We start from the raw sequence: 22,728 nt of genomic DNA on the forward strand, positions 1-22,728 counted from the left end.
ATGCCCGACTTGATCGTTACTCTCTCCCATCCGGACTCTAACCGTCGGCCCCGGAATTACACCGGATCTGCTGACCTTTGAGTTTTCACCCAAAGCGCTCGCGGGCTTTCAGCGTCACGCTGATTTACCGCCGGTGGGGAATTTCGCCCCGCCCTGAGAATAAGCGAGATAACTATAACGCTATTGATTATCCTGGGCAATGCATAAGCATCAAACAATTTTGTTTACCCCGGGCATGACGCGCTACAATGGACACTAACACTTTTCCATCAAGGGAAACGCCAATGATTGACCCGAAAAAAATTGAGCAGATCGCGCGTCAGGTTCATGAATCTATGCCAAAAGGCATTCGTGAATTTGGTGATGACGTAGAAAAGAAAATCCGCCAGACGCTGCAGGCGCAGTTGGTTCGCCTTGATTTAGTCAGCCGCGAAGAGTTTGACGTGCAGACCCAGGTTCTGCTGCGCACCCGCGAGAAGCTGGCGCTGCTGGAACAGCGTCTGAGCGAGCTGGAAAACCGCCATGCGCCGGAAGAAGTGAAGCCGGCACCGGCCATTCCACCGGTGGATGACCAGGAGTAAGTGCGGCCTGATGCCCTCACCCCAGCCCTCTCCCACAGGGAGAGGGAGATAAAAACGGGCCAGCTGGCCCGTTTTTTACTGACTGTCTTTCTGGATCTTCTTGATGATGTTGGTGGTTGAGCACCCGTCCTCAAAGTTGAGCACCATCACCTCGCCGCCGTTGGCCCAGACCTCTTCGCTACCCGCGATTTGCTCCGGCTTGTAATCCCCACCTTTTACCAGCAGGTCCGGCAGAATGCCGGCAATCAGGCGCTGCGGGGTATCTTCTTCAAACGACACCACCCAGTCCACCGCTTCCAGCGCGCCGAGCACAATCATGCGCTGCTCGAGCGGGTTCACCGGACGCGTTTCACCCTTCAGGCGTTTCGTCGATGCATCGCTGTTAACCGCCACAATCAGGCGATCGCCCAGCTTGCGCGCGTTCGCCAGATACGAAACGTGGCCCGCGTGCAGAATGTCGAACACGCCGTTGGTCATCACCACTTTTTCACCACGCTTGCGCGCGGCGGCAACGGCCACCTTCAGCTCGTCTTCGGTCATGACGCCAAAACCGGTATCCGCACGACCGCGCACCGCGTTTTCCAGCTCGATTGGCGAAACGGTTGAGGTACCAAGTTTACCGACGACCACGCCCGCCGCGGCGTTAGCGAAGTAGCACGCCTCTTCCAGCGAGTTTCCTGCTGCCAGCGTCGCCGCCAGCACGCCGATCACCGTATCACCGGCACCGGTCACGTCGTACACTTCCTGCGCCTGGGTTGGCATATGCAGCGGCGCTTTGCCCGGCTGCAGCAGCGTCATCCCCTGCTCGGAGCGGGTCACCAGCAGCGCGGACAGCTCGAAATCGGCAATGATCTTCATGCCGCGCTCAACCAGTTCGTCCTCGGTTTTGCATTTGCCCGCCACCGCTTCAAACTCGGAGAGGTTTGGCGTCAGCAGCGTCGCGCCGCGATAGCGCTCAAAATCGGTCCCTTTCGGGTCGATCAGCACCGGCACGCTGGCTTTACGCGCCAGCTGAATCATCGTTTGCACGCTCGCCAGCGCGCCTTTGGCGTAGTCGGACAGCACCAGCGCGCCAATATTGCCCAGCGCCTGGTTGATACGCTCGTGCAGCGGCTCAGGATCAACGCCTTCGAACCCTTCTTCAAAGTCGAGGCGGATCAGCTGCTGGTTGCGCGACAGCACGCGCAGTTTCGTAATCGTTGGGTGGGTCGGAACAGAAACGAAGTCGCACTTCACGTTCACGTCCGCCAGCGACTTGCTCAGCGCGCGCGCCGCATCGTCGATGCCGGTCAGGCCCACCAGACGCGACTGCGCGCCCAGAGAGGCAATGTTCATCGCCACGTTTGCCGCGCCGCCGGGACGCTCTTCAATGGTGTCGACCTTAACCACCGGTACCGGTGCTTCCGGAGAGATGCGGCTGGTAGGCCCATACCAGTAGCGATCCAGCATCACATCCCCAACAACCATTACCCCAGCACGTTCAAACTCTGGCAGTGTTACTTTCATTCCTGACTCCAGAAAGATTCACAATTTGCGCGCGATAATATCACACTTGATTTGTTACGCACGGTTCCACCAGCCACTTCTGCCAGCTGGCCGTTACCTGAGCACGTTCATGAGCAAAACAGTCCAGCGCCACGTGCCCCGGCTGCTCCTGCAGCGCCAGGTGATGAAGCTCATCGCGAAGCGTCGTGTAGGCGCGGGTTAAGGCCTGCGCCTCCTGCTCGTCCATGATGTCATTTTGCGCCAGCAGCTCCAGAATGCGCACGTTATCGGACCAGCGCGTCAGCTTCGGCTTGTCGTGGGCGTGCAGCAGCACCAGATACTGGGTAATGAACTCAATATCGGTAATCCCGCCCTCGTCGGCTTTAATATCAAAGCGATCGCGGTGTTTATTGCCGAGATGCGCGCGCATTTTCTCGCGCATTTCGCGCACTTCCGTTTGCAGCGTGCTGCCATCACGCACGGTGGTCATAACCTCCTTACGGATGACGTCAAACTGCGTTTTGAGCTGCGGATCGCCATACACCACGCGAGCGCGCACCAGCGCCTGATGCTCCCACGTCCAGGCTTCATTCTTCTGGTAATCGGCGAAGGACTCCGTCGAGGTCACCAGCATGCCCGCCGCGCCGGACGGACGCAGACGGGCATCCACTTCATACAGAATGCCCGACGAGGTGCGGGTGCTGAAAAGATGCATAATGCGCTGCGCCAGGCGAAGGTAGAACTGGCGCCCGTCAATTTCACGCTCGCCGTCGGTCATTACGTCAACCGGACAGTCGTGCAGGAAGATTAAATCCAGATCGGAGCTATAGCCCAGCTCCCAGCCGCCAAGCTTGCCGTACCCCACGACCGCAAAGCCGCGTCCTTCACGTTCGGCCAGATGTTTCGGCTGGCCGTAGCGCGCCACCATCTGCACCCACGCCTGATGGACCACCGCGTCGATGATCGCCTCTGCCAGCCAGGTTAAGTGATCGCTCACTTTCATCACCGGCAGCGTTCCGGCGATGTCAGCCGCCGCCACGCGCAGCATCTGCGCCTGCTTAAACTGGCGCAGCGCCTCCAGCTGTTGCTCTTCGTCCTCTTCCGGCACGCGCAGCAGATACTGACGCAGCTCGTCCCGGTAGGCATCCGTCGCAGTTGGCTGATACAGCGTGTTTGGGTCGAGCAGCTCATCCAGCAGCAGCGGGTAACGCGCGAGCTTGTTGGCCACCATCGGCGACGCGGCGCAGAGCGTAATCAGGTGCTTCAGCGCCCCCGGAAACTCGCTCAGGAGTTCCAGATAGGTGGTACGCGTGATGATCCCGCTCAGCAGCGGCATCATGCGCGACAGCGGCACCGGCGCGTCCGCCCGCGAGCAGACCTCGCTCAGCAGGTGCGGCATCAGGTGATCCAGCACCTGACGACCTCGCGGGCCGATGGCGCGTTTGTTCAGCTCAAGACGAAAATCAGCGATCAGCGCCACCACGCGATGGCGCGCGTCGTCGGTTAAGTGCGTCAGCACCGGCGTAGTGTCATCTTCCTGGAGCGCATCCTGCCACAGCTCGCGCCAGTGCTCGGAAAGGGCATCGTCCGGTGATTCACTTTCGTCATCACCGATCAGCTCGTTAAAGATGCGGCGCACGCCTGCCATATGGGCATCCAGCCGTTCGGTTAACGCCGCCCAGTCGTCCACACGCATGCCCCAGGCCAGGCGCGCCCGGTTAAGGTCATCGCCCGGCAGGGTCTGGGTCTGTTCGTCGTTGATGCTTTGCAGCAGGTTTTCCAGACGGCGCAGGAAAAGATAGGCCTCGCGCAGGGTTTGCGCGTCGCCGTCCGGCAGCAGGTGCAGCTGCTCGATGGCGCTCAGCGTCGGTAACAGCGAGCGGGACTGCAGGGACGGCTCACGGCCACCGCGAATAAGCTGGAAGACCTGAACGATAAATTCGATTTCGCGGATGCCGCCCGCGCCGAGCTTGATGTTGTCTTTCAGCCCGCGACGGCGCACCTCACGGGCGATCATCCCTTTCATATTACGCAGGGACTGGATCACGCTGAAGTCAATATAGCGACGGAACACGAACGGGCGCAGCATGGCGCGCAGCTCGTTGGCGTAAGCGTCGTCGCTGTCGCCCATGATCCGCGCTTTAACCATCGCATAGCGCTCCCAGTCGCGCCCCTGCTCCTGGTAGTAATCCTCCAGCGCGGCAAAGCTCAGCACCAGCGGTCCGCTGTCGCCAAACGGGCGCAGGCGCATGTCCACGCGGTAAACAAAACCGTCCTGCGTCGGCTGATCCAGCGCCTTAATCAGACGCTGACCGAGACGGGTAAAGAACTGGGCGTTGTCCAGCTCGCGACGACCGCCGCGCGTGGAGCCGTTCTCGGGCCAGGCAAAAATCAGGTCGATGTCGGAGGAGAAGTTCAGCTCGCAGCCGCCCAGCTTGCCCATCCCCAGAATCAACAGCGGCTGAGGAACCCCTTCCTCGCTGCACGGCGTGCCCCACTCTTTACAGCAGGCGGCGTAGAGCCAGTCGCGCGCGGCGACAATCAGCGTTTGCGCCAGCTCGCTTAGCTGCTGCAGCGTGCTCTCTTCGCTCACCAGCTCCAGCGCCTGAGCCCAGGCAATGCGCACCATCACCCGACGGCGGAACTGGCGCAGGACGCGCATCAGCGTGGCTTCATCCGCAACGTCTTCGAGTGCGGTTTGCAGCCAGCCGGCGTAATGCCGCCACTCGTCCGCCTGCGGCGGCGCGTTCTCAAGCTCTGCCAGCCAGTCCGGGTTGGCGGTGATGCTTTCCTGCACAAAATCACTGAAGGCGAGCACGCTCTTCGCCTGCTCGCTTAACGATGACGCCGGTAATGACTCAGGCAGACGTTCGCAAACGGTCTGCCACTGCTGCTGTAACGGTGAAGAAAGCGGCATTATAGGGGTTCCTTGCCAGAGTTAACGTTTTCCGCTGTGCAGCCAGAACGGCTCCTGCGAAATGGCCTCGTTACGGAAATGCTCAATCTCAATATGCTGGCGGGTTTCAATGGCATGCTTCAGCCCCTGCCAGTTTTCCAGCCAGGCCTGGGTTTTAACGCCGTCATAAGCGCCGGAAAGCAGCAGCATGCTGTCGATGTTGCGCGACAGACGGGGAAGCTGATCGCCATACTGGTCCCCGAGCGGATACGCAAAGGTGCTCTTCAGCTCGGCGGCATGACGGGAAAGATGAATATCCGCGAAACGCTTAAAGTTTTCCGCGATTTTGGTCTCCGCTTTCGCATCCAGGAAGGCGCGCCAGCCGCGCGTCACCAGAAACTCGGTCAGCGCCAGTTTTGCCGAAGCGGCTTGCGGGCTGTAGATCGCCGTTTGCGCCGATACGTCGGAGAGCATCAGCGTTTCGGTTTGCGTCAGCAGATCACGTAAGTGAGCGCTCGCTTTGCGAGGAACAATACCGCCGAACAGCGTCAGGGTATGGCGCACCAGGGCAATCGCCGCCAGCACGTGGGATTTCGCGTTTTTCACATTTCGCACCCACAGCTCTTCATGGTACTGCCACTGAGAAAGCGCCAGCTCCAGCGCGGCTTCCAGGCCCTGTTCAACGCTGGCCTTCGGCGCAACGTGCAGGATGGTCGTCTCTTTCAGCACGCGCGGCGCATTTCCGGCGGCCAGATGGTAACCCCGCGCGGCTTTACTCAGGCTTCCCTGACGCAGTCCGGACTGGTTCACCAGCCTGCGCGCCAGCTTCAGCACGTCATTCGCGTCCCCTTCCAGCAGCTCAAGCTCGAGTTCGCAAATCGGTTCCTGGCACTCACCCGCCTTCACGTCGCCCAGATCGAGGCCGATTTCGATGCGGCTTTTGCCTTCTGTCACCAGCCATTTCTCGCGCCAGAAATCGGTGCTGAACAGCGGCTGTACCTGTTCCGCCAGCGTGGAAGGCAGCTCGCCATCCGGCCAGACTTCCGTCGGGAAACGTTCCAGCTCAAGTTCTGGCTTGCTGATGTCGATATTGTATTCCGGGCGCTGATGTAAACCGCCGACCACGCGGCCGGCAATTTTCATCGTCATCTCGTAGCGCCCGCTCGCGCCGCGGATGCGCAGCCCCATATCGTGGCGACGCAGCCAGTTGTCTGGCGTTTCGTAATAGATATTAAGCAGTTGTACCGGTGCATGGTGTTCGCCGGAAAGCGTATGCAGATGCTGGCGGAGTGCGTCAACGCTGTCTTTTTCGACGATAAACTTTAATTCGATTTCTTGTGCCATAGCCTTGTACTTTTGCGTGCGTCACAGACGCGTCAATGAGGGCGAACTTCCTCGCCATTTGTTTGTCAGTACATAGTATTTTGCGCCAAATTGCCATGCAATGAGCAATTTGTCGGGCGTAAATGTATAGAGTCGTGACACAGATGATTCTGATTGCTGACGAATGCTTTGCGTAGAGACACTGTTGCCACTACTATCGTTCCACTATTTATGAAAATAACGACTAATGATGCTTAAATTACGCCTGATTGGACTTACTTTACTCGCTTTTAGCGCCGCAAACGCAGTGCACGCTGAAGAGAAGCGTTACGTTTCTGACGAACTGAACACCTGGGTACGCAGTGGCCCTGGAGATAATTATCGCCTCGTGGGCACGGTGAATGCCGGCGAGGAAGTTACCCTGTTACAGACCAACGCGGACACCAATTACGGTCAGGTTCGCGACAGTACCGGCCGTACGTCCTGGATCCCGCTGAAAGAGCTGAGCACCGTGCCAAGCCTGCGCACGCGCGTTCCCGATCTGGAAAACCAGGTGAAGACTCTGACCGATAAGCTGAACAACATCGACGGCACCTGGAACCAGCGCACCGCTGAAATGCAGCAGAAAGTGGCGCAAAGCGACGGTGTGATTAACGGCCTGAAAGAAGAGAACCAGAAACTGAAAAACGAGCTGATTGTCGCGCAGAAGAAAGTGAATGCCGCTAATCTGCAGCTCGACGACAAACAGCGCACCATCATCATGCAGTGGTTTATGTATGGCGGCGGCGTGCTGGGCGTGGGTCTGGTGCTGGGTCTGGTGCTGCCGCATCTGATCCCAAGCCGCAAGCGTAAAGACCGCTGGATGAACTAATTCGTCTTCTCTGCCAGACTTACGTATCATTCTGGAAAAGAGAAAACGGGAGAGTTGGGCGTGAAGAGTTATCTGGTCGGTGGTGCGGTACGTGATGCGTTGTTAGGTCTGCCGGTCAAAGATAAAGACTGGGTGGTGGTTGGCGCTACCCCTGAAGAGATGCTCGACGCGGGCTACCAGCAGGTAGGCCGCGATTTTCCCGTGTTCCTGCACCCGAAAAGCCGTGAAGAGTATGCCCTGGCGCGTACCGAGCGGAAATCGGGCTCGGGCTATACGGGCTTCACCTGCTATGCCGCGCCGGACGTGACGCTGGAGCAAGATCTTCTGCGCCGCGATCTCACCATCAACGCGCTGGCGCAGGACGAGGACGGGCAGATAGTTGACGCCTATGGCGGTCAGGACGATCTGCGCAACCGTCTTTTACGTCACGTCTCCCCGGCGTTTTCTGAAGATCCGCTCCGCGTGCTGCGCGTGGCGCGCTTTGCCGCGCGTTACGCCCATCTCAGTTTCCGTATTGCCGATGAGACAATGGCGCTGATGACCGCCATGACAGAGGCGGGCGAGCTTGAACACCTGACGCCAGAGCGCGTCTGGAAAGAGACGGAAAATGCCCTCACCACGCGCAACCCGCAGGTCTTTTTCCAGGTCCTGCGCGACTGCGGCGCGCTGAAGGTGCTGTTCCCGGAAATAGACGCGCTGTTTGGCGTACCTGCCCCGGCAAAATGGCACCCGGAAATTGATACCGGCGTGCACACGCTGATGACCCTGAGCATGGCCGCCATGCTCAGCCCTGACGTGGACGTGCGCTTTTCCACCCTGTGCCACGATCTCGGCAAAGGCTTAACGCCAAAAGAATTCTGGCCTCGCCACCACGGGCACGGCCCGGCGGGGGTGAAGCTGGTCGAGGGGCTGTGCCAGCGTCTGCGCGTGCCGAACGAGATCCGCGATCTGGCGAAACTGGTGGCCGAGTTCCACGATCTGATCCACACCTTCCCTATTCTGAAACCGGCCACCATCGTTAAGCTTTTCGATAACATCGACGCCTGGCGCAAACCCCAGCGCGTCGAGCAAATCGCGCTCACCAGCGAAGCTGACGTGCGCGGTCGTACCGGGTTTGAAGCGTGCGATTACCCGCAGGGACGTTTACTGCGCAAAGCCTGGGATGTAGCGAAAGCGGTGCCCACGAAGGACGTTGTCGAAGCGGGATTCAAAGGGCCGGAAATTCGCGAAGAGCTCACGAAACGGCGAATTCAGGCGGTGTCGGACTGGAAGGAAAAGCATTGCCCTCAGCCGAAAGACTGAGGGCCATCGGTCAGAAGAAGACCACGTACACCGCAGCCGCCACGATAAAGCGATAGATCGCGAACGGAATAAACGAGATACGCTTAATCAGCTGCAGGAAGGTTTTAATGGCAATCAGCGCCACGATAAACGCGGTGATGAAGCCGACGGCGAACATCGGAATGTCGCCAGCCGTCAGGAAGTGATAGCTCTTATAGACGTCGAGTACGGTGGCGCCCATCATCATCGGCACCGCCAGCAGGAACGAGAACTCTGACGCGGCGTAACGGCTTACGCCCATCAGCATCCCGCCGGAGATGGTTGCGCCTGAACGCGAGAAGCCCGGCCACAGCGCCAGACACTGGAAGCAGCCAATGATAAACGCCTGACGATACGTCATATCGTCCAGACCTTCCGCCCGCGGCGTTTTTGGCTTCAGCACTTCCGCGGCGATCAGCAGGAAGCCCCCCACCACCAGCGCGTACATTACGTTAATCGGGTTAAACAGCGATTTGATGGCGTCGTGGAACACCAGGCCCAGCACCACCGCAGGGATCATCCCAAGCAGAATATGGATCAGTGACAGACGACCTTTACTGGCCCCCTCGTGCTGAGGCGGACGGCCAAAATGGATGCCGATCAGGCCAAACAGGCGACGCCAGAACATTACGACCACCGCCAGAATAGACCCCAGCTGGATCACCACTTCAAACGTTTTTGCGGTATCGCCTTCAAAGCCCAGCAGATGGCCAACGATAATCATATGGCCCGTACTGGAGACCGGCAAAAACTCCGTCAATCCTTCGACCACACCCAGTATTGCCGCCACCAGCAGCGAGTGCATATCGCTCATCTATAAACCCCTAAAAAGATATAAAAAAACGGTCGCCCCAACGGCTACCGTGAAAGATACAGCTTTAAGACCGGTATAACCTAAAATGGTTTAGCAATTATGACGTTAATTCTTGCCTTTCAGATTTGTGCCACGCTCAATAATGACGCCAACGTTGGCGGCGCGCGCCACCGCTCCCGGCTTGCTCAGCTTGATGCGCACCCACGGTGAGTTGAATTTTTTCAGCAGCAATTCTGCAACTTCTTCCGCCACCCGTTCGACCAGCGCAAAACGTTGCCCTTCAACGTGGGCGATGACCGCTTCACTGATATCGGCATAGCTCAGACAGTCGTTCACGTCATCGCTTTTTGCCGATTTGCGGTTATCCCATCCCATTTCGATATCGAACACCAGCTTCTGCTCGATGGTCTGTTCCCAGTCGTAAACACCAATTGTGGTGATTACCGAAAGTTGCTCTATAAATACAATATCCATCACGACCTGCCTGCTTTTTGGCTAAACCGGATACCACTTCCGGCGAATTATGCGTATTATCCACAGATGCTGAGAATACAGATACATTTTCAAAACGGAACAGCGTTATGAGTGCAATCGCGCCTGGAATGATCCTCCTCGCCTATCTTTGCGGCTCAATCTCCAGCGCCATTCTGGTCTGCCGCATTGCCGGGTTACCTGACCCGCGTGAAAATGGTTCCGGGAATCCGGGGGCGACCAACGTACTACGAATTGGCGGCAAGGGAGCAGCCGTAGCGGTTTTGATTTTTGATGTTCTGAAAGGGATGCTGCCCGTCTGGGGCGCCTATGCGCTGGGCGTTACGCCGTTCTGGCTGGGGCTCATTGCTATTGCTGCCTGCGTTGGCCACATCTGGCCCGTATTCTTCGGTTTTAAAGGCGGCAAAGGCGTTGCGACGGCCTTCGGTGCGATTGCACCTATCGGCTGGGATCTCACCGGCGTCATGGCCGGGACCTGGCTTCTGACCATTCTTCTTAGCGGCTACTCGTCGCTGGGCGCCATCGTCAGCGCGCTGATCGCTCCGTTCTACGTCTGGTGGTTCAAACCCCAGTTCACCTTCCCGGTGTCGATGCTCTCCTGTCTTATCCTGCTGCGTCATCACGACAATATCCAGCGCCTGTGGCGTCGTCAGGAGACCAAAATATGGACGAAGCTCAAGAGAAAGAAAAAAGACGCTCCGAAGGGTTAGTTATGCCTTATAGCCAAATGTGATTTTGGTCACCTTCTGCCTGTGGTAACTGTTAGAGACACAACACAACCACACAAAAAGAAAAATGGCAGAAATCACAGAACCAACTCCCCTTTCAACGGCAGGAAGCACCCCGGATGGCGACATCCAGTGGGTGCGCAGCGCGTCGGATGTATCACGCCTCGTTAATGACGGTTCTCAGGGCCGGACAAACGCCCGTATCGTGGTCGGAATCGCTTTGGGCGGCATTTTTCTCGATGCCTACGATCTGGGCGCGCTGGCGTTCGGCATTAAAGACATCACCCGCGAATTTAACCTGACGCCCGCCGGTACCGGCATGGTGGCCTCGGCCATTACCTTTGGCGCCATTGTCGGGGCGCTGCTCGGCGGTTACCTCACGGATAAAATCGGGCGCTACCGCGTTTTTATGGCTGATATGGTGTTCTTCGTGGTGGCAGCGATCGCCTGTGCGCTGGCCCCGAACGAATATGTGCTCGCGGGCGCCCGCTTTGTGATGGGGCTGGGGGTCGGGATCGACCTTCCCGTGGCGATGGCGTTTTTAAGCGAGTTCGCCAGGCTGAAAGGGCCCGGAAATAAGGCCTCCAGCGTCGCGATGTGGTGCCCCACCTGGTATGCCGCCATCAGCATCTCCTACCTGCTGGTGCTTTTCTTCTACGCCGTGCTGCCGGAGAGCCACAGCGACTGGCTGTGGCGTTTGATTCTCGGCTTTGGCGCGGTGCCCGCGCTGGTGATTATCGCCATCCGCAGCCGCTATATGAGCGAATCTCCGGTCTGGGCGGCGAATCAGGGCAACCTGAAAGAGGCGGCGTCGATTTTACGCCAGTCGTATAACATCAATGCCCACGTGCCGCAGGACGCGCTCGGCCAGCCCGCACCTGTCGTGAATAAAGCGAAATGGTCAAATTATCTGAACCTGTTCCGCGGCATCTACTTGCGCCGCACGACGCTCGCCACTCTGCTGTCCGTCGTCTCGTCGTTTGCCTATAACGCCGTGGCGTTTGGTCTGCCGGTGATCATCTCCAGCTTCTTTGTCCAGTCGATGCTCACCACCATTCTCATTTCTCTGGCGCTTAACCTGCTGTTTGCCTTCGTCGGCGGACTGCTGGCGGTACGCTACGTGCCGCGCTTCGGCGCCTGGCGGATGTCGCTTGCGGGTTATACCTGCCAGCTTGTCGCATTGCTTGGCCTGGCGCTGATTGGCCGACCGGAAGGTGTCTCTGAAGGCGTGCTTGCGGTGGCGATGCTGGCGCTTTTCCTGTTCGGTCAGGGCTTCGGCCCGGGCGCGCATACCATGACGTTCGCCTCCCTGAGCTACCCGACCTCGCTGCGCGGCGTGGGCGTGGGCCTCAACCAGACGCTGATGCGCAGCAGCTCGACGCTGTCGCTGTTTCTGTTCCCGCTGCTGGTGGCGTCGCTGGATACCGCCGTGTTCTGGGTGATTGCGCTGGCGCCGTTTATCGGCCTGGCGTCGCTGCTGGCGATCCGCTGGGAGCCGTCCGGGTATGATGTGGATGCGGAGGACTACCGGTAACGACACATCACTTCGGTGGGTTCACCCCGCCGAAGGTTTCTTATAAATCGTCAAGCAGCGTTCGGGAGAGTTTTTTTAGCGTCTCAAGCTCATCGTCATTCATCCGCATGCTGCAGCGAATCTGGTCCGGCAAAGCCATCACCCGTTTCTTCAGGTCTTTGGCCTTATCGGTCAGTACGACATTTTTCATCCTTTCATCACCTACAACCGCGATACGGTTGAGAAATCCTTTTGCCTCAAGCTTTTGTACAAGCGGGGTCAATGTGCCCGAATCAAAAAACGTCTTATCGCTGAGATCGCGAAGTGGGATGTTGTCTTTCTCATAAAGCGCCATCAAAACAACGAATTGCGGATAGGTCAAATCCATCTCTTGCAGTAAAGGGCGATACTGGCGAACGAACGCGTTGGTGACCGAGTACAGCGAGAAGCAAAGTAAGTCGTCTAGCGTTTTGTTTTCTTTCATTTTTCTATCAACTCCGAATCGGTTTCCTGAAAAAATTATAAATAATGTTTGACTAAAAATATCTTGCACGCAAGTATTATACCAACAACTAAGTAGCGCGCTATTTAGTTATCTCATCCAATCAAATACGCTTAAAGAGGCACTACCATGAAAACACTAACCGCCATCCTGGTTTCTTCCGTCTTCGCGTCAGCCGCGGCATCCGCTCAAACCACCAATACCCCAACCCCGACCGCAGGCGTACAGGCATTTCTTAATGTTTTGAATTCCGGCAAGGGTAAGCCAATGGAACAGATGACCCCGCAGGAGGCCCGCCAGGTACTGATTGGCGCACAGCAAGGCGCAAAACTGCCGCCCGCTCAGGTCTCTGAAAAAACGATCCAGGTAAATGGCCAGGCGATAAAACTGAAAATAGTGAAACCTGAAAACGCCAGCGGCACGCTCCCCGCTTTTATGTTCTTTCACGGCGGCGGTTGGGTGCTGGGTGACTTCCCTACCCACGAACGCTTAATCCGCGACCTCGTTCGCGCTTCGGGTGCCGCTGCGGTTTACGTCGATTACACTCCGTCACCTGAGGCCCATTTCCCGGTAGCAATTAATCAGGCCTATGAAGCGACAAAATGGGTCGCCGGGCACGGTCAGGAAATTGGCGTGGACGGTAGCCGTCTGGGTCTGGTGGGTAACAGCGTCGGCGGCAACATGGTAGCTTCGGTGGCGCTGCAGGCCAAACAGTTCAATGGGCCAAAGATTCGCTACAACGTCATGCTCTGGCCGGTTACCGATGCGAACTTTGATACTGCCTCGTATAACCAGTTCGAAAATGGCTATTTCCTGTCGAAAAACATGATGAAATGGTTCTGGGATAACTACACCACCAGCGCTGCCGATCGCAACAATATTCTTGCCTCTCCGCTTCGCGCCAGCACCGCGCAGTTGAAAGGCTTCCCCGAAACGCTGATCCAGACAGCTGAGCTGGACGTTCTGCGGGATGAAGGTGAAGCATTCGGGCGTAAACTGGATGCGGCTGGCGTCCCGGTGACCGTCACGCGCTATAACGGTATGATCCACGACTACGGCCTGCTTAACCCGCTGAGCCAGGAGCCAACGGTGAAAGTTGCCCTTGAGCAGGCAGGTGCAGCGTTGCATGAACACCTGAAGTAGGATCGTCATTGCTTATACAGAGCACGGCCCAGGCCGTGCTTTTTTATTTCTCCTGCCCGCCCATCCATAAGCGACTCGTATGACAGGCTTCATTTCCGCCAGGGCATACTGAAACGTATCCCGATGGTGTGGAAATGGATGCAGCATGTTAGCAGCTCAGGTCACTGATAATACGTATAAAGGCTGGCAGGCGTCGCTTGCCCTGCAGTTTTGTCACACCCCTGAGAAAACCCTCCTGCACTCCGCCCACCACGTCGGGCCGCTCACCGTTCAACGTCCGTTTTACCCCGAAGGGGAAACCTGCCACCTTTACCTTCTGCACCCACCCGGCGGGATCGTGGGCGGCGATATGCTGGACATTTCCGTTCGGCTGGACGCCAAAAGCCACGCGCTCATCACCATGCCCGGGGCGAGCAAGTTCTATCGCAGCAGCGGCCCGCAGGCTCGTCTGAGCCAGCATTTTTACCTCGAGGAAGATTCCACCCTGGAGTGGCTGCCGCAGGACACCATTATCTTCCCCGGCGCGAATGCCGCGCTGCGCTCCGTCTTCCACCTGAAGGCCTCCAGCACGCTGCTGGCGTGGGAGCTGTACTGCCTGGGGCGTCCGGTGATCGGTGAGACCTTTAGCCACGGCACGCTGGAAAGCCGCCTTGAAATCTGGGTTGAAGACGAACCGCGCCTGATCGAGCGTCAGCATCTTAGCGACGGCGATCTCACGCCCGTCGCCGGACGTCCGTGGCTCGGCACGCTGCTGTTCTATCCGGCCAAAGAAGAACATCTCGACGCGGTGCGCGAACGGCTCGCCCCGCTGGAAAATTATGCAGGTGCAACGCTCGTTGACGATCTGCTGTCGGTGCGCTTTCTCTCCGACGACAACCTGATTTGCCAGCGGGTGATGCGCGACATCTGGCAGTCGCTTCGCCCGCTTCTCACCACCAAAACCGCCTGTTCGCCGCGTATCTGGCAGACATAAGAGAAACATTATGGAACTGACCCCCAGAGAAAAAGACAAGCTGTTGCTGTTCACCGCCGCGCTGGTTGCCGAACGCCGCCTTGCGCGCGGGGTAAAGCTCAATTACCCGGAATCGGTCGCGCTGATCAGCGCCTTCATTATGGAGGGCGCGCGCGATGGCGAAACCGTCGCCTCGCTGATGGAGGCGGGCCGCCACGTCCTGAGGCGCGACCAGGTAATGGAGGGTGTCCCGGAGATGATCCCGGATATTCAGGTCGAAGCCACCTTCCCGGACGGATCGAAACTCGTCACCGTCCACAACCCGATCGCCTAAGGAGCGCGTGATGATCCCAGGTGAATACCAGATCCAGCCCGGAACGATTGCCCTCAACGTCGGGCGTGAAACCCAAAGCGTGGTTGTCGAAAATCACGGCGACAGGCCGATTCAGGTCGGATCGCACTACCACTTTTACGAGGTCAACCCGGCGCTGAAGTTCGATCGGGAAGCCACCAAAGGCTACCGACTGAACATCCCGGCGGGCACCGCCGTACGCTTCGAGCCCGGCCAGAAGCGGGAAGTGACGCTGGTTCAGGTCACGGGGGCGCAGCGCATTTTCGGCTTTCGCGGCGAGGTGATGGGCGAGGTGAAACATGGCTGAGATTTCGCGCCGGGCGTATGCCGATATGTTCGGCCCCACCACCGGAGATAAAGTGCGGCTTGCCGACAGCGAGCTGTGGATCGAAGTGGAAGACGATCTCACGGTCTACGGCGAAGAGGTCAAATTTGGCGGCGGAAAGGTGATCCGCGACGGCATGGGCCAGGGGCAGATGACCGCTGAGGGCTGCGTGGATCTGGTTCTCACCAACGCGCTGATCGTCGATCACTGGGGGATCGTAAAAGCCGATATCGGCGTCAAGGACGGACGGATCTTCGCCGTCGGCAAAGCCGGGAACCCGGACATTCAGCCCGGCGTGACGATCCCGATTGGCGCGGCAACGGAAGTGATTGCCGCTGAAGGGAAGATCGTCACCGCCGGCGGGATCGACACCCACATCCACTGGATCTGCCCGCAGCAGGCGGAAGAGGCGCTGGTTTCCGGCGTCACCACCATGATCGGCGGCGGCACCGGACCGGCGGCGGGCACCAACGCCACCACCTGCACGCCGGGGCCATGGTATATCGCCCGCATGCTGCAGGCTGCCGATACGCTGCCGGTGAATATTGGCCTGCTCGGCAAGGGTAACGGCTCCAGCCCGGACGCCCTGCGCGAGCAGATTGCCGCGGGCGCCATCGGGCTGAAGATCCACGAAGACTGGGGCGCGACGCCTGCCGCAATCAACTGCTCGCTGGAGGTGGCAGACGAGATGGATATTCAGGTGGCGCTGCACAGCGACACGCTGAACGAGTCCGGGTTTGTCGAAGACACGCTGGCGGCCATCGCCGGGCGCACCATCCACACCTTCCACACCGAAGGCGCGGGCGGCGGCCACGCGCCGGATATCATCACCGCCTGCGCGCATCCGAATATTCTGCCCTCTTCCACCAACCCGACCTTGCCCTACACGGTGAACACCATCGACGAGCATCTCGACATGCTGATGGTTTGCCATCACCTCGATCCGGATATCGCCGAGGACGTGGCGTTTGCCGAATCCCGCATTCGTCGTGAAACCATCGCTGCGGAAGACGTGCTGCACGATATCGGCGCGTTCTCGCTCACGTCGTCTGATTCTCAGGCCATGGGCCGCGTCGGGGAAGTGATTATCCGCACCTGGCAGGTGGCGCACCGCATGAAGGTCCAGCGCGGCGCCCTGCCGGAAGAGACCGGCGATAACGACAACTTCCGCGTAAAGCGCTACGTCGCCAAATACACCATTAACCCGGCGCTCACCCACGGCATCGCCCATGAAGTCGGTTCGATTGAGGCGGGCAAGCTGGCGGATCTGGTGGTCTGGTCTCCGGCGTTCTTCGGCGTCAAACCCGCCACCATCGTCAAGGGCGGGATGATCGCCTGTGCGCCAATGGGAGATATCAACGCCTCGATCCCCACGCCGCAGCCGGTGCATTACCGTCCGATGTTTGGATCGCTGGGCGCCGCGCGCCACGCCACCCGACTGACGTTTATCTCGCAGGCCGCCAGTGCGAACGGCATCCCGCAGCAGCTCAACCTGCAGAGCGCCATTGCGGTGGTGAAAGGCTGCCGGACGGTGAAAAAGGCGGACATGATCCACAACGGCCTGCAGCCGAATATCACCGTCGACTCGCAAACCTATGAGGTGCGCGTCGACGGTGAACTGATAACCAGCGAACCGGCTGACGTTCTGCCGATGGCGCAACGCTATTTCCTGTTTTGAGGAGTGATGATGATCTATTTAACCCAACGCCTGGACCACGCGCATCCGATTACCGCCAGCGTCACGCTGCCGATTGACGTGCGGGTGAAAAGCCGCGCCCGCGTAGCGCTGAACGACGGACGCGAAGCCGGGCTGATGCTGCCACGCGGCCTGCTGCTGCGCGGGGGCGACCTGCTGACGACCGACGACGGCAGCGAGGTCATCGAAGTGATCGCCGCCCCGGAGTCGGTTTCCGTGGTGCGCTGCGCCGATCCGTTCCTGCTCGCCCGCGCCTGCTATCACCTGGGCAACCGCCACGTGCCGCTGCAGATCATGCCCGGCGAGCTGCGCTATCACCACGACCACGTTCTCGACGACATGCTGCGCCAGTTCGGGCTGGAAGTGGCCTACGCCAGCCTGCCGTTTGAACCGGAAGCGGGTGCTTACGCCAGCGATGCCCACAGCCACAGCCATTCTCACGCTCATTCACATTAAGGATCCATCATGCGCAAGTATTTACCGCTGTTACTGCTGGCTTTTTCCGTTCCCGCGCTCGCGCATCCCGGCCACGGTACCGACAGCTTTCAGGCCGGTTTTCTCCACCCGCTGACAGGGCTCGATCACCTGCTGATGCTCACCGGTGCTGGCGTGCTCTCGGCCCTGAGCGGCCGCAAACTCCTGCTGCCGTTTGCCACCCTCGGGATGATGCTTGTCGGCGCCATTGCGGGCAGCCTGCTCGGCGGCTTCAGCGGCATGGAGATGCTGATTATCGCCTCGCTGGCGGTATCCGGCGTGATGATGTTTAAAACTGAAAACCGTCTGCTGCTGGCGGTACCTGCCCTGGCGATGTTCCACGGCTGGGCGCACGGCGTGGAGATGTCCGGCCACAGCTTCTGGCTCTTCACCAGCGGCTTTATGCTCGCCAGCGCCACGGTGCTGTGCGCCAGCTTTGCCGCAGGGCTGCTGCTGCGCCGTCACGACGGCCTGCGTAAAACCTTCGGCGGCGGGCTGATCGTCTCTGCCCTGCTGGCGCTGATGAGCTGATGGAGCACGCCCGCCAGAGGCTGCGCCTGATGCAGCTCTCAAGCAGCAGCCTGCCGGTCGGGTCGTTTACCTGGTCGCAGGGGCTGGAGTGGGCCGTTGAGGCAGGCTGGGTCACCGACGCCGACGCGTTCAAACGCTGGCAAATCCAGCAGATGGAGCAGAGCTTTTTCTGCGTCGATCTGCCGCTGTTTATCCGTCTTTATCAGGCCTGTGAGCAACGCTCTCTTACAAATGCAAAACGCTGGACGGCATACCTTCTCGCCTGCCGGGAAACGCGCGAGCTGCGCGAAGAGGAGCGCAACCGTGGAGCGGCGTTTACGCGGCTGATTAAGAGCTGGGAACCTGACTGTCCGCCCGAATGGCTGCCGCTGTTTATGCAAAGCCAGCTCTGCGGTATGGCCTGGCTCGGCGTGCGCTGGGGCATTAGCGCGCACGAGCTGGCGCTGAGCCTTGGCTACAGCTGGATGGAGAGTGCTGTGATGGCGGGCGTCAAGCTGGTGCCGTTTGGGCAACAGGCCGCGCAGCAGCTGATTATCGAACTGGGCGACCATTACGCCGCCGGACTTGAACAGGCATTTTTGCGTAACGACGACGCGCTGGGGGCAGCAACGCCGCTGTCCGCCATCGCCTCCGCGCGCCACGAAACCCAATATTCACGACTATTCCGTTCCTGAGGAGTCAACATGGCTGATTACAAACATCCCCTGCGCGTAGGCGTGGGCGGCCCGGTAGGATCGGGCAAAACCGCGCTGCTGGAAGCGCTCTGCAAGGCGATGCGCGACACGTATCACCTGGCGGTGGTCACGAACGATATCTACACCAAAGAGGATCAGCGCATCCTCACCGAGGCAGGCGCGCTGGAGCCGGAGCGCATCGTGGGCGTGGAGACGGGCGGCTGCCCGCATACCGCCATTCGTGAAGATGCGTCGATGAACCTGGCGGCGGTGGAGGCGTTAAGCGAGAAGTTCGGCAATCTGGATCTGATCTTCGTGGAAAGCGGCGGAGACAACCTGAGCGCGACGTTCAGCCCGGAGCTGGCGGATCTGACCATCTACGTGATCGACGTGGCCGAAGGGGAAAAAATCCCGCGCAAGGGCGGGCCGGGGATCACCAAATCCGATTTTCTGGTGATCAACAAAACCGACCTCGCGCCGTACGTCGGTGCGTCGCTGGAGGTGATGGAGCGCGACACCAACCGCATGCGCGGCGAGCGCCCGTGGACCTTTACCAACCTGAAGGCGGGTGACGGGTTAGCGACGATTATTGCGTTTCTGGAAGAGAAAGGGATGCTGCGGGTGTAGTCAAACGATCCCCTCTCCCTGTGGGGAGAGGGTTAAGGTGAGGCGGTTACGCCTCCGGCAGTTCCGCCAGCGGCCAGCGCGGACGCACGGACACGCTCAGGTCGGACGTTGCGCCCGCGTTCAGGCGCACCATTCCGGCGTAAGCGATCATCGCGCCGTTGTCGGTGCAGAATTCCGGACGGGCATAGAACACTTCCCCGCGACGCTTTTGCATCATCTCGGCGAGCTTCGCGCGCAGCGTGCGGTTAGCGCTCACGCCACCCGCCATCACCAGACGCTTAAAGCTGGTCTGATCCAGCGCGCGCTTGCACTTGATCATCAGCGTGTCCACCACCGCATCTTCGAACGCGCGGGCGATATCGGCGCGGGTCTGCTCGCTGTCATCGTTATTGCGAATCGTATTCGCCGCGAAGGTTTTCAGCCCGGAGAAGCTGAAATCCAGCCCTGGACGGTCGGTCATCGGACGCGGGAAGACAAAGCGCCCTTCCGTTCCCTGCGACGCCATTTTTGACAGCATCGGGCCGCCCGGATAATCCAGACCCAGCAGCTTGGCGGTTTTATCGAACGCTTCACCGGCGGCGTCGTCGATCGACTCGCCCAGCAGCTCGTACTTGCCAATGCCCGTTACGCTAATCAGCTGCGTATGACCGCCGGAGACCAGCAGCGCCACAAACGGGAATTCAGGCGGATTCTCTTCCAGCATCGGCGCCAGAAGGTGCCCTTCCATATGGTGAACCGGGATCGCCGGCACATCCCACGCAAACGCCAGCGAACGGCCAACCGTTGCGCCGACCAGCAGCGCGCCGACCAGGCCCGGGCCTGCGGTATAGGCCACAGCGTCGATATCGTTTGAACTCAACCCGGCCTCTTTCAGCGCCGCCTGAATCAGGGGAACCGTTTTACGCACGTGGTCACGAGAGGCCAGTTCAGGTACGACGCCGCCGTAGTCAGCGTGCAATTTCACCTGACTATACAGCTGGTTGGCCAGAAGCCCTTTTTCGTCGTCGTAAATGGCGATGCCGGTTTCATCGCAGGATGTTTCAATACCCAGTACACGCATGACTTGTTTTACCTCGTTTCAATACCGCGCAGTGTAGAGCCTGGGCGGGTTGATGTAAAACTTTGTTCGCCCCAGGAAGAAGGCTCGTGTATACTCCTCACCCTTATTAAAGTCCCTTTCAAAATCGCATCGGTGCTTTACAAAGCAGCAGCATTTGCAGTAAAATTCCGCACCATTTTGAAATAAGCTGGCGTTGATGCCAGCGGCAAACCGAATTTATTAAAGGTGAGAGTTACATGCCGGTAATTAAAGTACGTGAAAACGAGCCGTTCGACGTAGCACTGCGTCGCTTCAAACGTTCATGCGAGAAAGCAGGTGTTCTGGCTGAAGTTCGTCGTCGTGAGTTTTATGAAAAACCAACGACCGAACGTAAGCGCGCTAAAGCTTCCGCTGTGAAACGTCACGCGAAGAAACTGGCTCGCGAAAACGCACGCCGTACTCGTCTGTACTAATTGGTTGAGGGCCTCAGCCCTCAATTGACAGACAGAGTAATAGTCGTAAGGCCGTGCTTCCGGAAGGAATGCGCGGCTTGTTTTCGTTTATGAGTCACTAAAAATAACGGGGCATATGGCCGGAAGAATCCCACGCGTTTTCATCAATGACCTGCTTGCCAGAACCGACATCGTCGATCTCATCGACGCGCGGGTAAAGCTAAAAAAGCAGGGCAAGAACTACCATGCGTGCTGTCCGTTCCATAACGAAAAAACCCCCTCCTTCACCGTTAACGGTGAAAAGCAGTTCTACCATTGCTTCGGCTGTGGCGCACACGGTAATGCCGTCGATTTTTTGATGAACTACGACAAGCTCGAGTTCGTTGAAACCGTCGAAGAGCTGGCGGCGATGCATAACCTTGAAGTGCCGTATGAAGCAGGCAGTGGGCCAAGTCAGATCGAGCGCCATCAACGGCAAACGCTGTATCAACTGATGGATGGCCTGAATTCGTTTTACCAACAGTCTCTTAAGCACTCTGCGGCTGAGCCTGCGCGTCAGTATCTGAACAAGCGCGGACTGAGCGACGATGTCATTGCGCGTTTCGCTATTGGTTACGCCCCGCCCGGCTGGGACAACGTGTTAAAGCGTTTTGGCGGCAATAGCGAAGATCGTAAGTCTCTCATCGATGCAGGCATGCTGGTCACCAACGACCAGGGACGAAGCTACGACCGCTTCCGCGAACGGGTGATGTTCCCGATCCGCGACAAGCGTGGCCGGGTAATTGGTTTTGGTGGTCGCGTGCTGGGTGATGCCCTGCCGAAATACCTCAACTCCCCGGAAACCGATATTTTCCATAAGGGCCGCCAGCTGTACGGCCTTTATGAGGCGCAGCAGAATAATGCGGAACCTCCGCGTCTTCTGGTCGTCGAAGGCTATATGGACGTCGTGGCCCTGGCGCAGTACGACATCAACTACGCGGTTGCGTCGTTAGGGACGTCCACCACCGCCGATCATATTCAACTGCTGTTCAGGGTGACCAATAACGTCATCTGCTGTTACGACGGTGACCGCGCAGGACGCGACGCCGCCTGGCGCGCGCTGGAAACCGCGCTACCCTATATGACCGACGGGCGTCAGCTACGCTTTATGTTTCTGCCCGACGGTGAAGACCCGGATACGCTGGTGCGTAAAGAGGGCAAAGCGGCGTTTGAAGCGCGGATGGAGCAGGCTCAGCCGCTCTCCACGTTTTTGTTTAACAGCCTGATGCCGCAGGTCGATTTGAGTACCCCTGACGGGCGCGCGCAGCTCAGTACGCTGGCGCTGCCGTTAATCAGCCAGGTGCCCGGCGAAACGCTTCGCATCTATCTGCGTCAGGAGTTAGGCAACAAGCTCGGCATTCTGGATGACAGCCAGCTTGAACGTTTAATGCCAAAACAGGCTGAAAACGGTGCGGTTCGCCCCGCGCCTCAGCTAAAACGCACAACCATGCGTATACTGATAGGGTTGCTGGTCCAAAACCCCGAGCTTGCGCCGCAGGTGCCGTCGCTGGCGGGTTTAAACCACGAAAAATTGCCCGGACTTGGCTTATTTTCAGAACTGGTCAATACGTGTTTGTCTCAGCCAGGTCTGACCACCGGACAACTTTTAGAGCATTATCGCGGCACAAAAGAGGCCGCTACCCTTGAAAAATTGTCGATGTGGGACGATATAGCAGATAAGGACATTGCAGAAAAAACGTTCACCGACTCACTCAACCATATGTTTGATTCGATGCTTGAGCTGCGCCAGGAAGAGTTGATTGCTCGCGAGCGCACACACGGTTTAAGCAGCGAAGAACGCCGGGAGCTCTGGATGATTAACCAGGAACTGGCGAAGAAATAAAAAATTTAACGGCTTAAGTGCCGAATATCGATCGGGAAGCCCCCGGCAGCCGCACT

Annotated in this window: 23 protein-coding genes and 1 riboswitch; of the genes, 16 read left to right on the plus strand and 7 right to left on the minus strand. The window is 58.6% G+C overall.

Annotated features, from left to right (window positions below; genetic code table 11):
• Window positions 1–14 precede the first annotated feature (14 nt).
• Window positions 15–165: riboswitch (FMN riboswitch) on the minus strand.
• Window positions 166–284: 119 nt separating this feature from the next.
• Window positions 285–581 carry a ubiquinone biosynthesis accessory factor UbiK gene (ubiK, locus tag USF70_RS12360; RefSeq protein WP_064673321.1) on the plus strand — a complete coding sequence of 99 codons (297 nt, stop codon included), beginning with the start codon at window positions 285–287 and terminating at the stop codon, window positions 579–581.
• Window positions 582–656: 75 nt separating this feature from the next.
• Here ubiK and hldE read toward each other — a convergent pair whose 3' ends face one another.
• The 3 genes from hldE to USF70_RS12375 are packed head-to-tail and all read right to left on the minus strand — an operon-like array spanning window position 657 to window position 6,306.
• Window positions 657–2,087, minus strand: a complete 1,431-nt coding sequence (gene hldE, locus USF70_RS12365) for a bifunctional D-glycero-beta-D-manno-heptose-7-phosphate kinase/D-glycero-beta-D-manno-heptose 1-phosphate adenylyltransferase HldE (protein WP_033146667.1) — start codon at window positions 2,085–2,087, stop codon at window positions 657–659.
• A 40-nt stretch (window positions 2,088–2,127) separates the two neighbouring features.
• Window positions 2,128–4,983, minus strand: a complete 2,856-nt coding sequence (gene glnE, locus USF70_RS12370; protein WP_047060362.1) for a bifunctional [glutamate--ammonia ligase]-adenylyl-L-tyrosine phosphorylase/[glutamate--ammonia-ligase] adenylyltransferase — start codon at window positions 4,981–4,983, stop codon at window positions 2,128–2,130.
• A gap of 21 nt (window positions 4,984–5,004) precedes the next feature.
• Window positions 5,005–6,306 (minus strand): inorganic triphosphatase, encoded by a 1,302-nt coding sequence (locus tag USF70_RS12375; protein ID WP_246946668.1) that lies wholly within the window; start codon window positions 6,304–6,306, stop codon window positions 5,005–5,007.
• Between the two features lie 229 nt (window positions 6,307–6,535).
• Here USF70_RS12375 and USF70_RS12380 point away from each other — a divergent pair, with 229 nt between their 5' ends.
• Together USF70_RS12380 and USF70_RS12385 are read left to right on the plus strand one after the other, a co-directional pair.
• Window positions 6,536–7,156, plus strand: a complete 621-nt coding sequence (locus USF70_RS12380; RefSeq protein WP_221702997.1) for a TIGR04211 family SH3 domain-containing protein — start codon at window positions 6,536–6,538, stop codon at window positions 7,154–7,156.
• A gap of 60 nt (window positions 7,157–7,216) precedes the next feature.
• Entirely contained in the window at window positions 7,217–8,458 is a 1,242-nt protein-coding gene (locus USF70_RS12385; RefSeq protein ID WP_023309213.1) for a multifunctional CCA addition/repair protein, read from the plus strand.
• 10 nt (window positions 8,459–8,468) lie between these two features.
• Here the strand turns inward: USF70_RS12385 and bacA are convergent, their stop codons facing one another.
• Together bacA and folB are read right to left on the minus strand one after the other, a co-directional pair.
• Window positions 8,469–9,290 (minus strand): undecaprenyl-diphosphate phosphatase, encoded by an 822-nt coding sequence (gene bacA / locus USF70_RS12390; RefSeq protein ID WP_033146670.1) that lies wholly within the window; start codon window positions 9,288–9,290, stop codon window positions 8,469–8,471.
• A 105-nt stretch (window positions 9,291–9,395) separates the two neighbouring features.
• Entirely contained in the window at window positions 9,396–9,764 is a 369-nt protein-coding gene (gene folB, locus USF70_RS12395; RefSeq protein WP_045888206.1) for a bifunctional dihydroneopterin aldolase/7,8-dihydroneopterin epimerase, read from the minus strand.
• Window positions 9,765–9,871: 107 nt separating this feature from the next.
• Between folB and plsY the strand changes: the two genes are divergently transcribed.
• Window positions 9,872–10,492: a glycerol-3-phosphate 1-O-acyltransferase PlsY gene (gene plsY / locus USF70_RS12400; RefSeq protein ID WP_023309216.1), complete on the plus strand. Its 621-nt coding sequence runs from the start codon at window positions 9,872–9,874 to the stop codon at window positions 10,490–10,492.
• An 85-nt stretch (window positions 10,493–10,577) separates the two neighbouring features.
• Window positions 10,578–12,044 (plus strand): MFS transporter, encoded by a 1,467-nt coding sequence (locus tag USF70_RS12405; protein WP_320735670.1) that lies wholly within the window; start codon window positions 10,578–10,580, stop codon window positions 12,042–12,044.
• A gap of 40 nt (window positions 12,045–12,084) precedes the next feature.
• Here USF70_RS12405 and USF70_RS12410 read toward each other — a convergent pair whose 3' ends face one another.
• On the minus strand, window positions 12,085–12,507 hold the full coding sequence (locus tag USF70_RS12410) for a MarR family winged helix-turn-helix transcriptional regulator (protein WP_045356087.1): 423 nt from the start codon (window positions 12,505–12,507) through the stop codon (window positions 12,085–12,087).
• Between the two features lie 147 nt (window positions 12,508–12,654).
• On the opposite strand from USF70_RS12410, the gene USF70_RS12415 reads away from it, so the two are divergent.
• The 9 genes from USF70_RS12415 (at window position 12,655) to ureG (ending at window position 19,299) form a co-directional block, all read left to right on the plus strand.
• Window positions 12,655–13,668 (plus strand): alpha/beta hydrolase, encoded by a 1,014-nt coding sequence (locus USF70_RS12415; protein WP_033146672.1) that lies wholly within the window; start codon window positions 12,655–12,657, stop codon window positions 13,666–13,668.
• 145 nt (window positions 13,669–13,813) lie between these two features.
• Window positions 13,814–14,641 carry an urease accessory protein UreD gene (locus USF70_RS12420; protein ID WP_320735671.1) on the plus strand — a complete coding sequence of 276 codons (828 nt, stop codon included), beginning with the start codon at window positions 13,814–13,816 and terminating at the stop codon, window positions 14,639–14,641.
• Between the two features lie 10 nt (window positions 14,642–14,651).
• Complete coding sequence (locus USF70_RS12425; protein WP_045330036.1) at window positions 14,652–14,954, plus strand: urease subunit gamma; 303 nt, start codon at window positions 14,652–14,654, stop codon at window positions 14,952–14,954.
• Between the two features lie 10 nt (window positions 14,955–14,964).
• The gene (locus USF70_RS12430) at window positions 14,965–15,279 is read left to right on the plus strand and encodes an urease subunit beta (protein WP_058841733.1); all 315 of its coding nucleotides are present in this window, start codon (window positions 14,965–14,967) and stop codon (window positions 15,277–15,279) included.
• Window positions 15,272–16,975 carry an urease subunit alpha gene (gene ureC / locus USF70_RS12435; RefSeq protein ID WP_210867472.1) on the plus strand — a complete coding sequence of 568 codons (1,704 nt, stop codon included), beginning with the start codon at window positions 15,272–15,274 and terminating at the stop codon, window positions 16,973–16,975. Before USF70_RS12430 ends, ureC begins: the two co-directional genes overlap by 8 nt.
• A 9-nt stretch (window positions 16,976–16,984) precedes the next feature.
• Window positions 16,985–17,449: an urease accessory protein UreE gene (gene ureE / locus USF70_RS12440; protein ID WP_032640519.1), complete on the plus strand. Its 465-nt coding sequence runs from the start codon at window positions 16,985–16,987 to the stop codon at window positions 17,447–17,449.
• A gap of 9 nt (window positions 17,450–17,458) precedes the next feature.
• Entirely contained in the window at window positions 17,459–17,998 is a 540-nt protein-coding gene (locus USF70_RS12445) for a HupE/UreJ family protein (protein ID WP_029741751.1), read from the plus strand.
• Complete coding sequence (locus USF70_RS12450; RefSeq protein ID WP_167819390.1) at window positions 17,998–18,672, plus strand: urease accessory protein UreF; 675 nt, start codon at window positions 17,998–18,000, stop codon at window positions 18,670–18,672. The genes USF70_RS12445 and USF70_RS12450 overlap by 1 nt, the downstream gene beginning before the upstream one ends.
• A 9-nt stretch (window positions 18,673–18,681) precedes the next feature.
• Entirely contained in the window at window positions 18,682–19,299 is a 618-nt protein-coding gene (gene ureG, locus USF70_RS12455; protein ID WP_014071813.1) for an urease accessory protein UreG, read from the plus strand.
• 46 nt (window positions 19,300–19,345) lie between these two features.
• Here the strand turns inward: ureG and tsaD are convergent, their stop codons facing one another.
• Window positions 19,346–20,359, minus strand: coding sequence for a tRNA (adenosine(37)-N6)-threonylcarbamoyltransferase complex transferase subunit TsaD (gene tsaD, locus USF70_RS12460; protein WP_167819392.1), 1,014 nt, complete (start codon window positions 20,357–20,359; stop codon window positions 19,346–19,348).
• Between the two features lie 236 nt (window positions 20,360–20,595).
• Between tsaD and rpsU the strand changes: the two genes are divergently transcribed.
• Together rpsU and dnaG are read left to right on the plus strand one after the other, a co-directional pair.
• Window positions 20,596–20,811 (plus strand): 30S ribosomal protein S21, encoded by a 216-nt coding sequence (gene rpsU / locus USF70_RS12465; RefSeq protein ID WP_001144069.1) that lies wholly within the window; start codon window positions 20,596–20,598, stop codon window positions 20,809–20,811.
• Between the two features lie 115 nt (window positions 20,812–20,926).
• A complete protein-coding gene (dnaG, locus tag USF70_RS12470; RefSeq protein ID WP_023333458.1) occupies window positions 20,927–22,672 on the plus strand; it encodes a DNA primase in 1,746 nt (581 codons plus the stop codon).
• The last annotated feature ends 56 nt before the right edge of the window (window positions 22,673–22,728 follow it).

The sequence above is a fragment of the Enterobacter sp. 237C8 genome, from assembly GCF_034106865.1.
Taxonomy (GTDB): Bacteria; Pseudomonadota; Gammaproteobacteria; order Enterobacterales; family Enterobacteriaceae; genus Enterobacter; species Enterobacter asburiae_B.

Coding starts and splice junctions, on each gene's coding strand:
- ubiK (WP_064673321.1), top strand. CDS start 285: ATGATTGACCCGAAAAAAATTGAGCAGATCGCGCGTCAGGTTCATGAA.
- hldE (WP_033146667.1), bottom strand. CDS start 2,087: ATGAAAGTAACACTGCCAGAGTTTGAACGTGCTGGGGTAATGGTTGTT.
- glnE (WP_047060362.1), bottom strand. CDS start 4,983: ATGCCGCTTTCTTCACCGTTACAGCAGCAGTGGCAGACCGTTTGCGAA.
- USF70_RS12375 (WP_246946668.1), bottom strand. CDS start 6,306: ATGGCACAAGAAATCGAATTAAAGTTTATCGTCGAAAAAGACAGCGTT.
- USF70_RS12380 (WP_221702997.1), top strand. CDS start 6,536: ATGCTTAAATTACGCCTGATTGGACTTACTTTACTCGCTTTTAGCGCC.
- bacA (WP_033146670.1), bottom strand. CDS start 9,290: ATGAGCGATATGCACTCGCTGCTGGTGGCGGCAATACTGGGTGTGGTC.
- folB (WP_045888206.1), bottom strand. CDS start 9,764: ATGGATATTGTATTTATAGAGCAACTTTCGGTAATCACCACAATTGGT.
- plsY (WP_023309216.1), top strand. CDS start 9,872: ATGAGTGCAATCGCGCCTGGAATGATCCTCCTCGCCTATCTTTGCGGC.
- USF70_RS12405 (WP_320735670.1), top strand. CDS start 10,578: ATGGCAGAAATCACAGAACCAACTCCCCTTTCAACGGCAGGAAGCACC.
- USF70_RS12410 (WP_045356087.1), bottom strand. CDS start 12,507: ATGAAAGAAAACAAAACGCTAGACGACTTACTTTGCTTCTCGCTGTAC.
- USF70_RS12415 (WP_033146672.1), top strand. CDS start 12,655: ATGAAAACACTAACCGCCATCCTGGTTTCTTCCGTCTTCGCGTCAGCC.
- USF70_RS12420 (WP_320735671.1), top strand. CDS start 13,814: ATGTTAGCAGCTCAGGTCACTGATAATACGTATAAAGGCTGGCAGGCG.
- USF70_RS12425 (WP_045330036.1), top strand. CDS start 14,652: ATGGAACTGACCCCCAGAGAAAAAGACAAGCTGTTGCTGTTCACCGCC.
- USF70_RS12430 (WP_058841733.1), top strand. CDS start 14,965: ATGATCCCAGGTGAATACCAGATCCAGCCCGGAACGATTGCCCTCAAC.
- ureC (WP_210867472.1), top strand. CDS start 15,272: ATGGCTGAGATTTCGCGCCGGGCGTATGCCGATATGTTCGGCCCCACC.
- ureE (WP_032640519.1), top strand. CDS start 16,985: ATGATCTATTTAACCCAACGCCTGGACCACGCGCATCCGATTACCGCC.
- USF70_RS12445 (WP_029741751.1), top strand. CDS start 17,459: ATGCGCAAGTATTTACCGCTGTTACTGCTGGCTTTTTCCGTTCCCGCG.
- USF70_RS12450 (WP_167819390.1), top strand. CDS start 17,998: ATGGAGCACGCCCGCCAGAGGCTGCGCCTGATGCAGCTCTCAAGCAGC.
- ureG (WP_014071813.1), top strand. CDS start 18,682: ATGGCTGATTACAAACATCCCCTGCGCGTAGGCGTGGGCGGCCCGGTA.
- tsaD (WP_167819392.1), bottom strand. CDS start 20,359: ATGCGTGTACTGGGTATTGAAACATCCTGCGATGAAACCGGCATCGCC.
- rpsU (WP_001144069.1), top strand. CDS start 20,596: ATGCCGGTAATTAAAGTACGTGAAAACGAGCCGTTCGACGTAGCACTG.
- dnaG (WP_023333458.1), top strand. CDS start 20,927: ATGGCCGGAAGAATCCCACGCGTTTTCATCAATGACCTGCTTGCCAGA.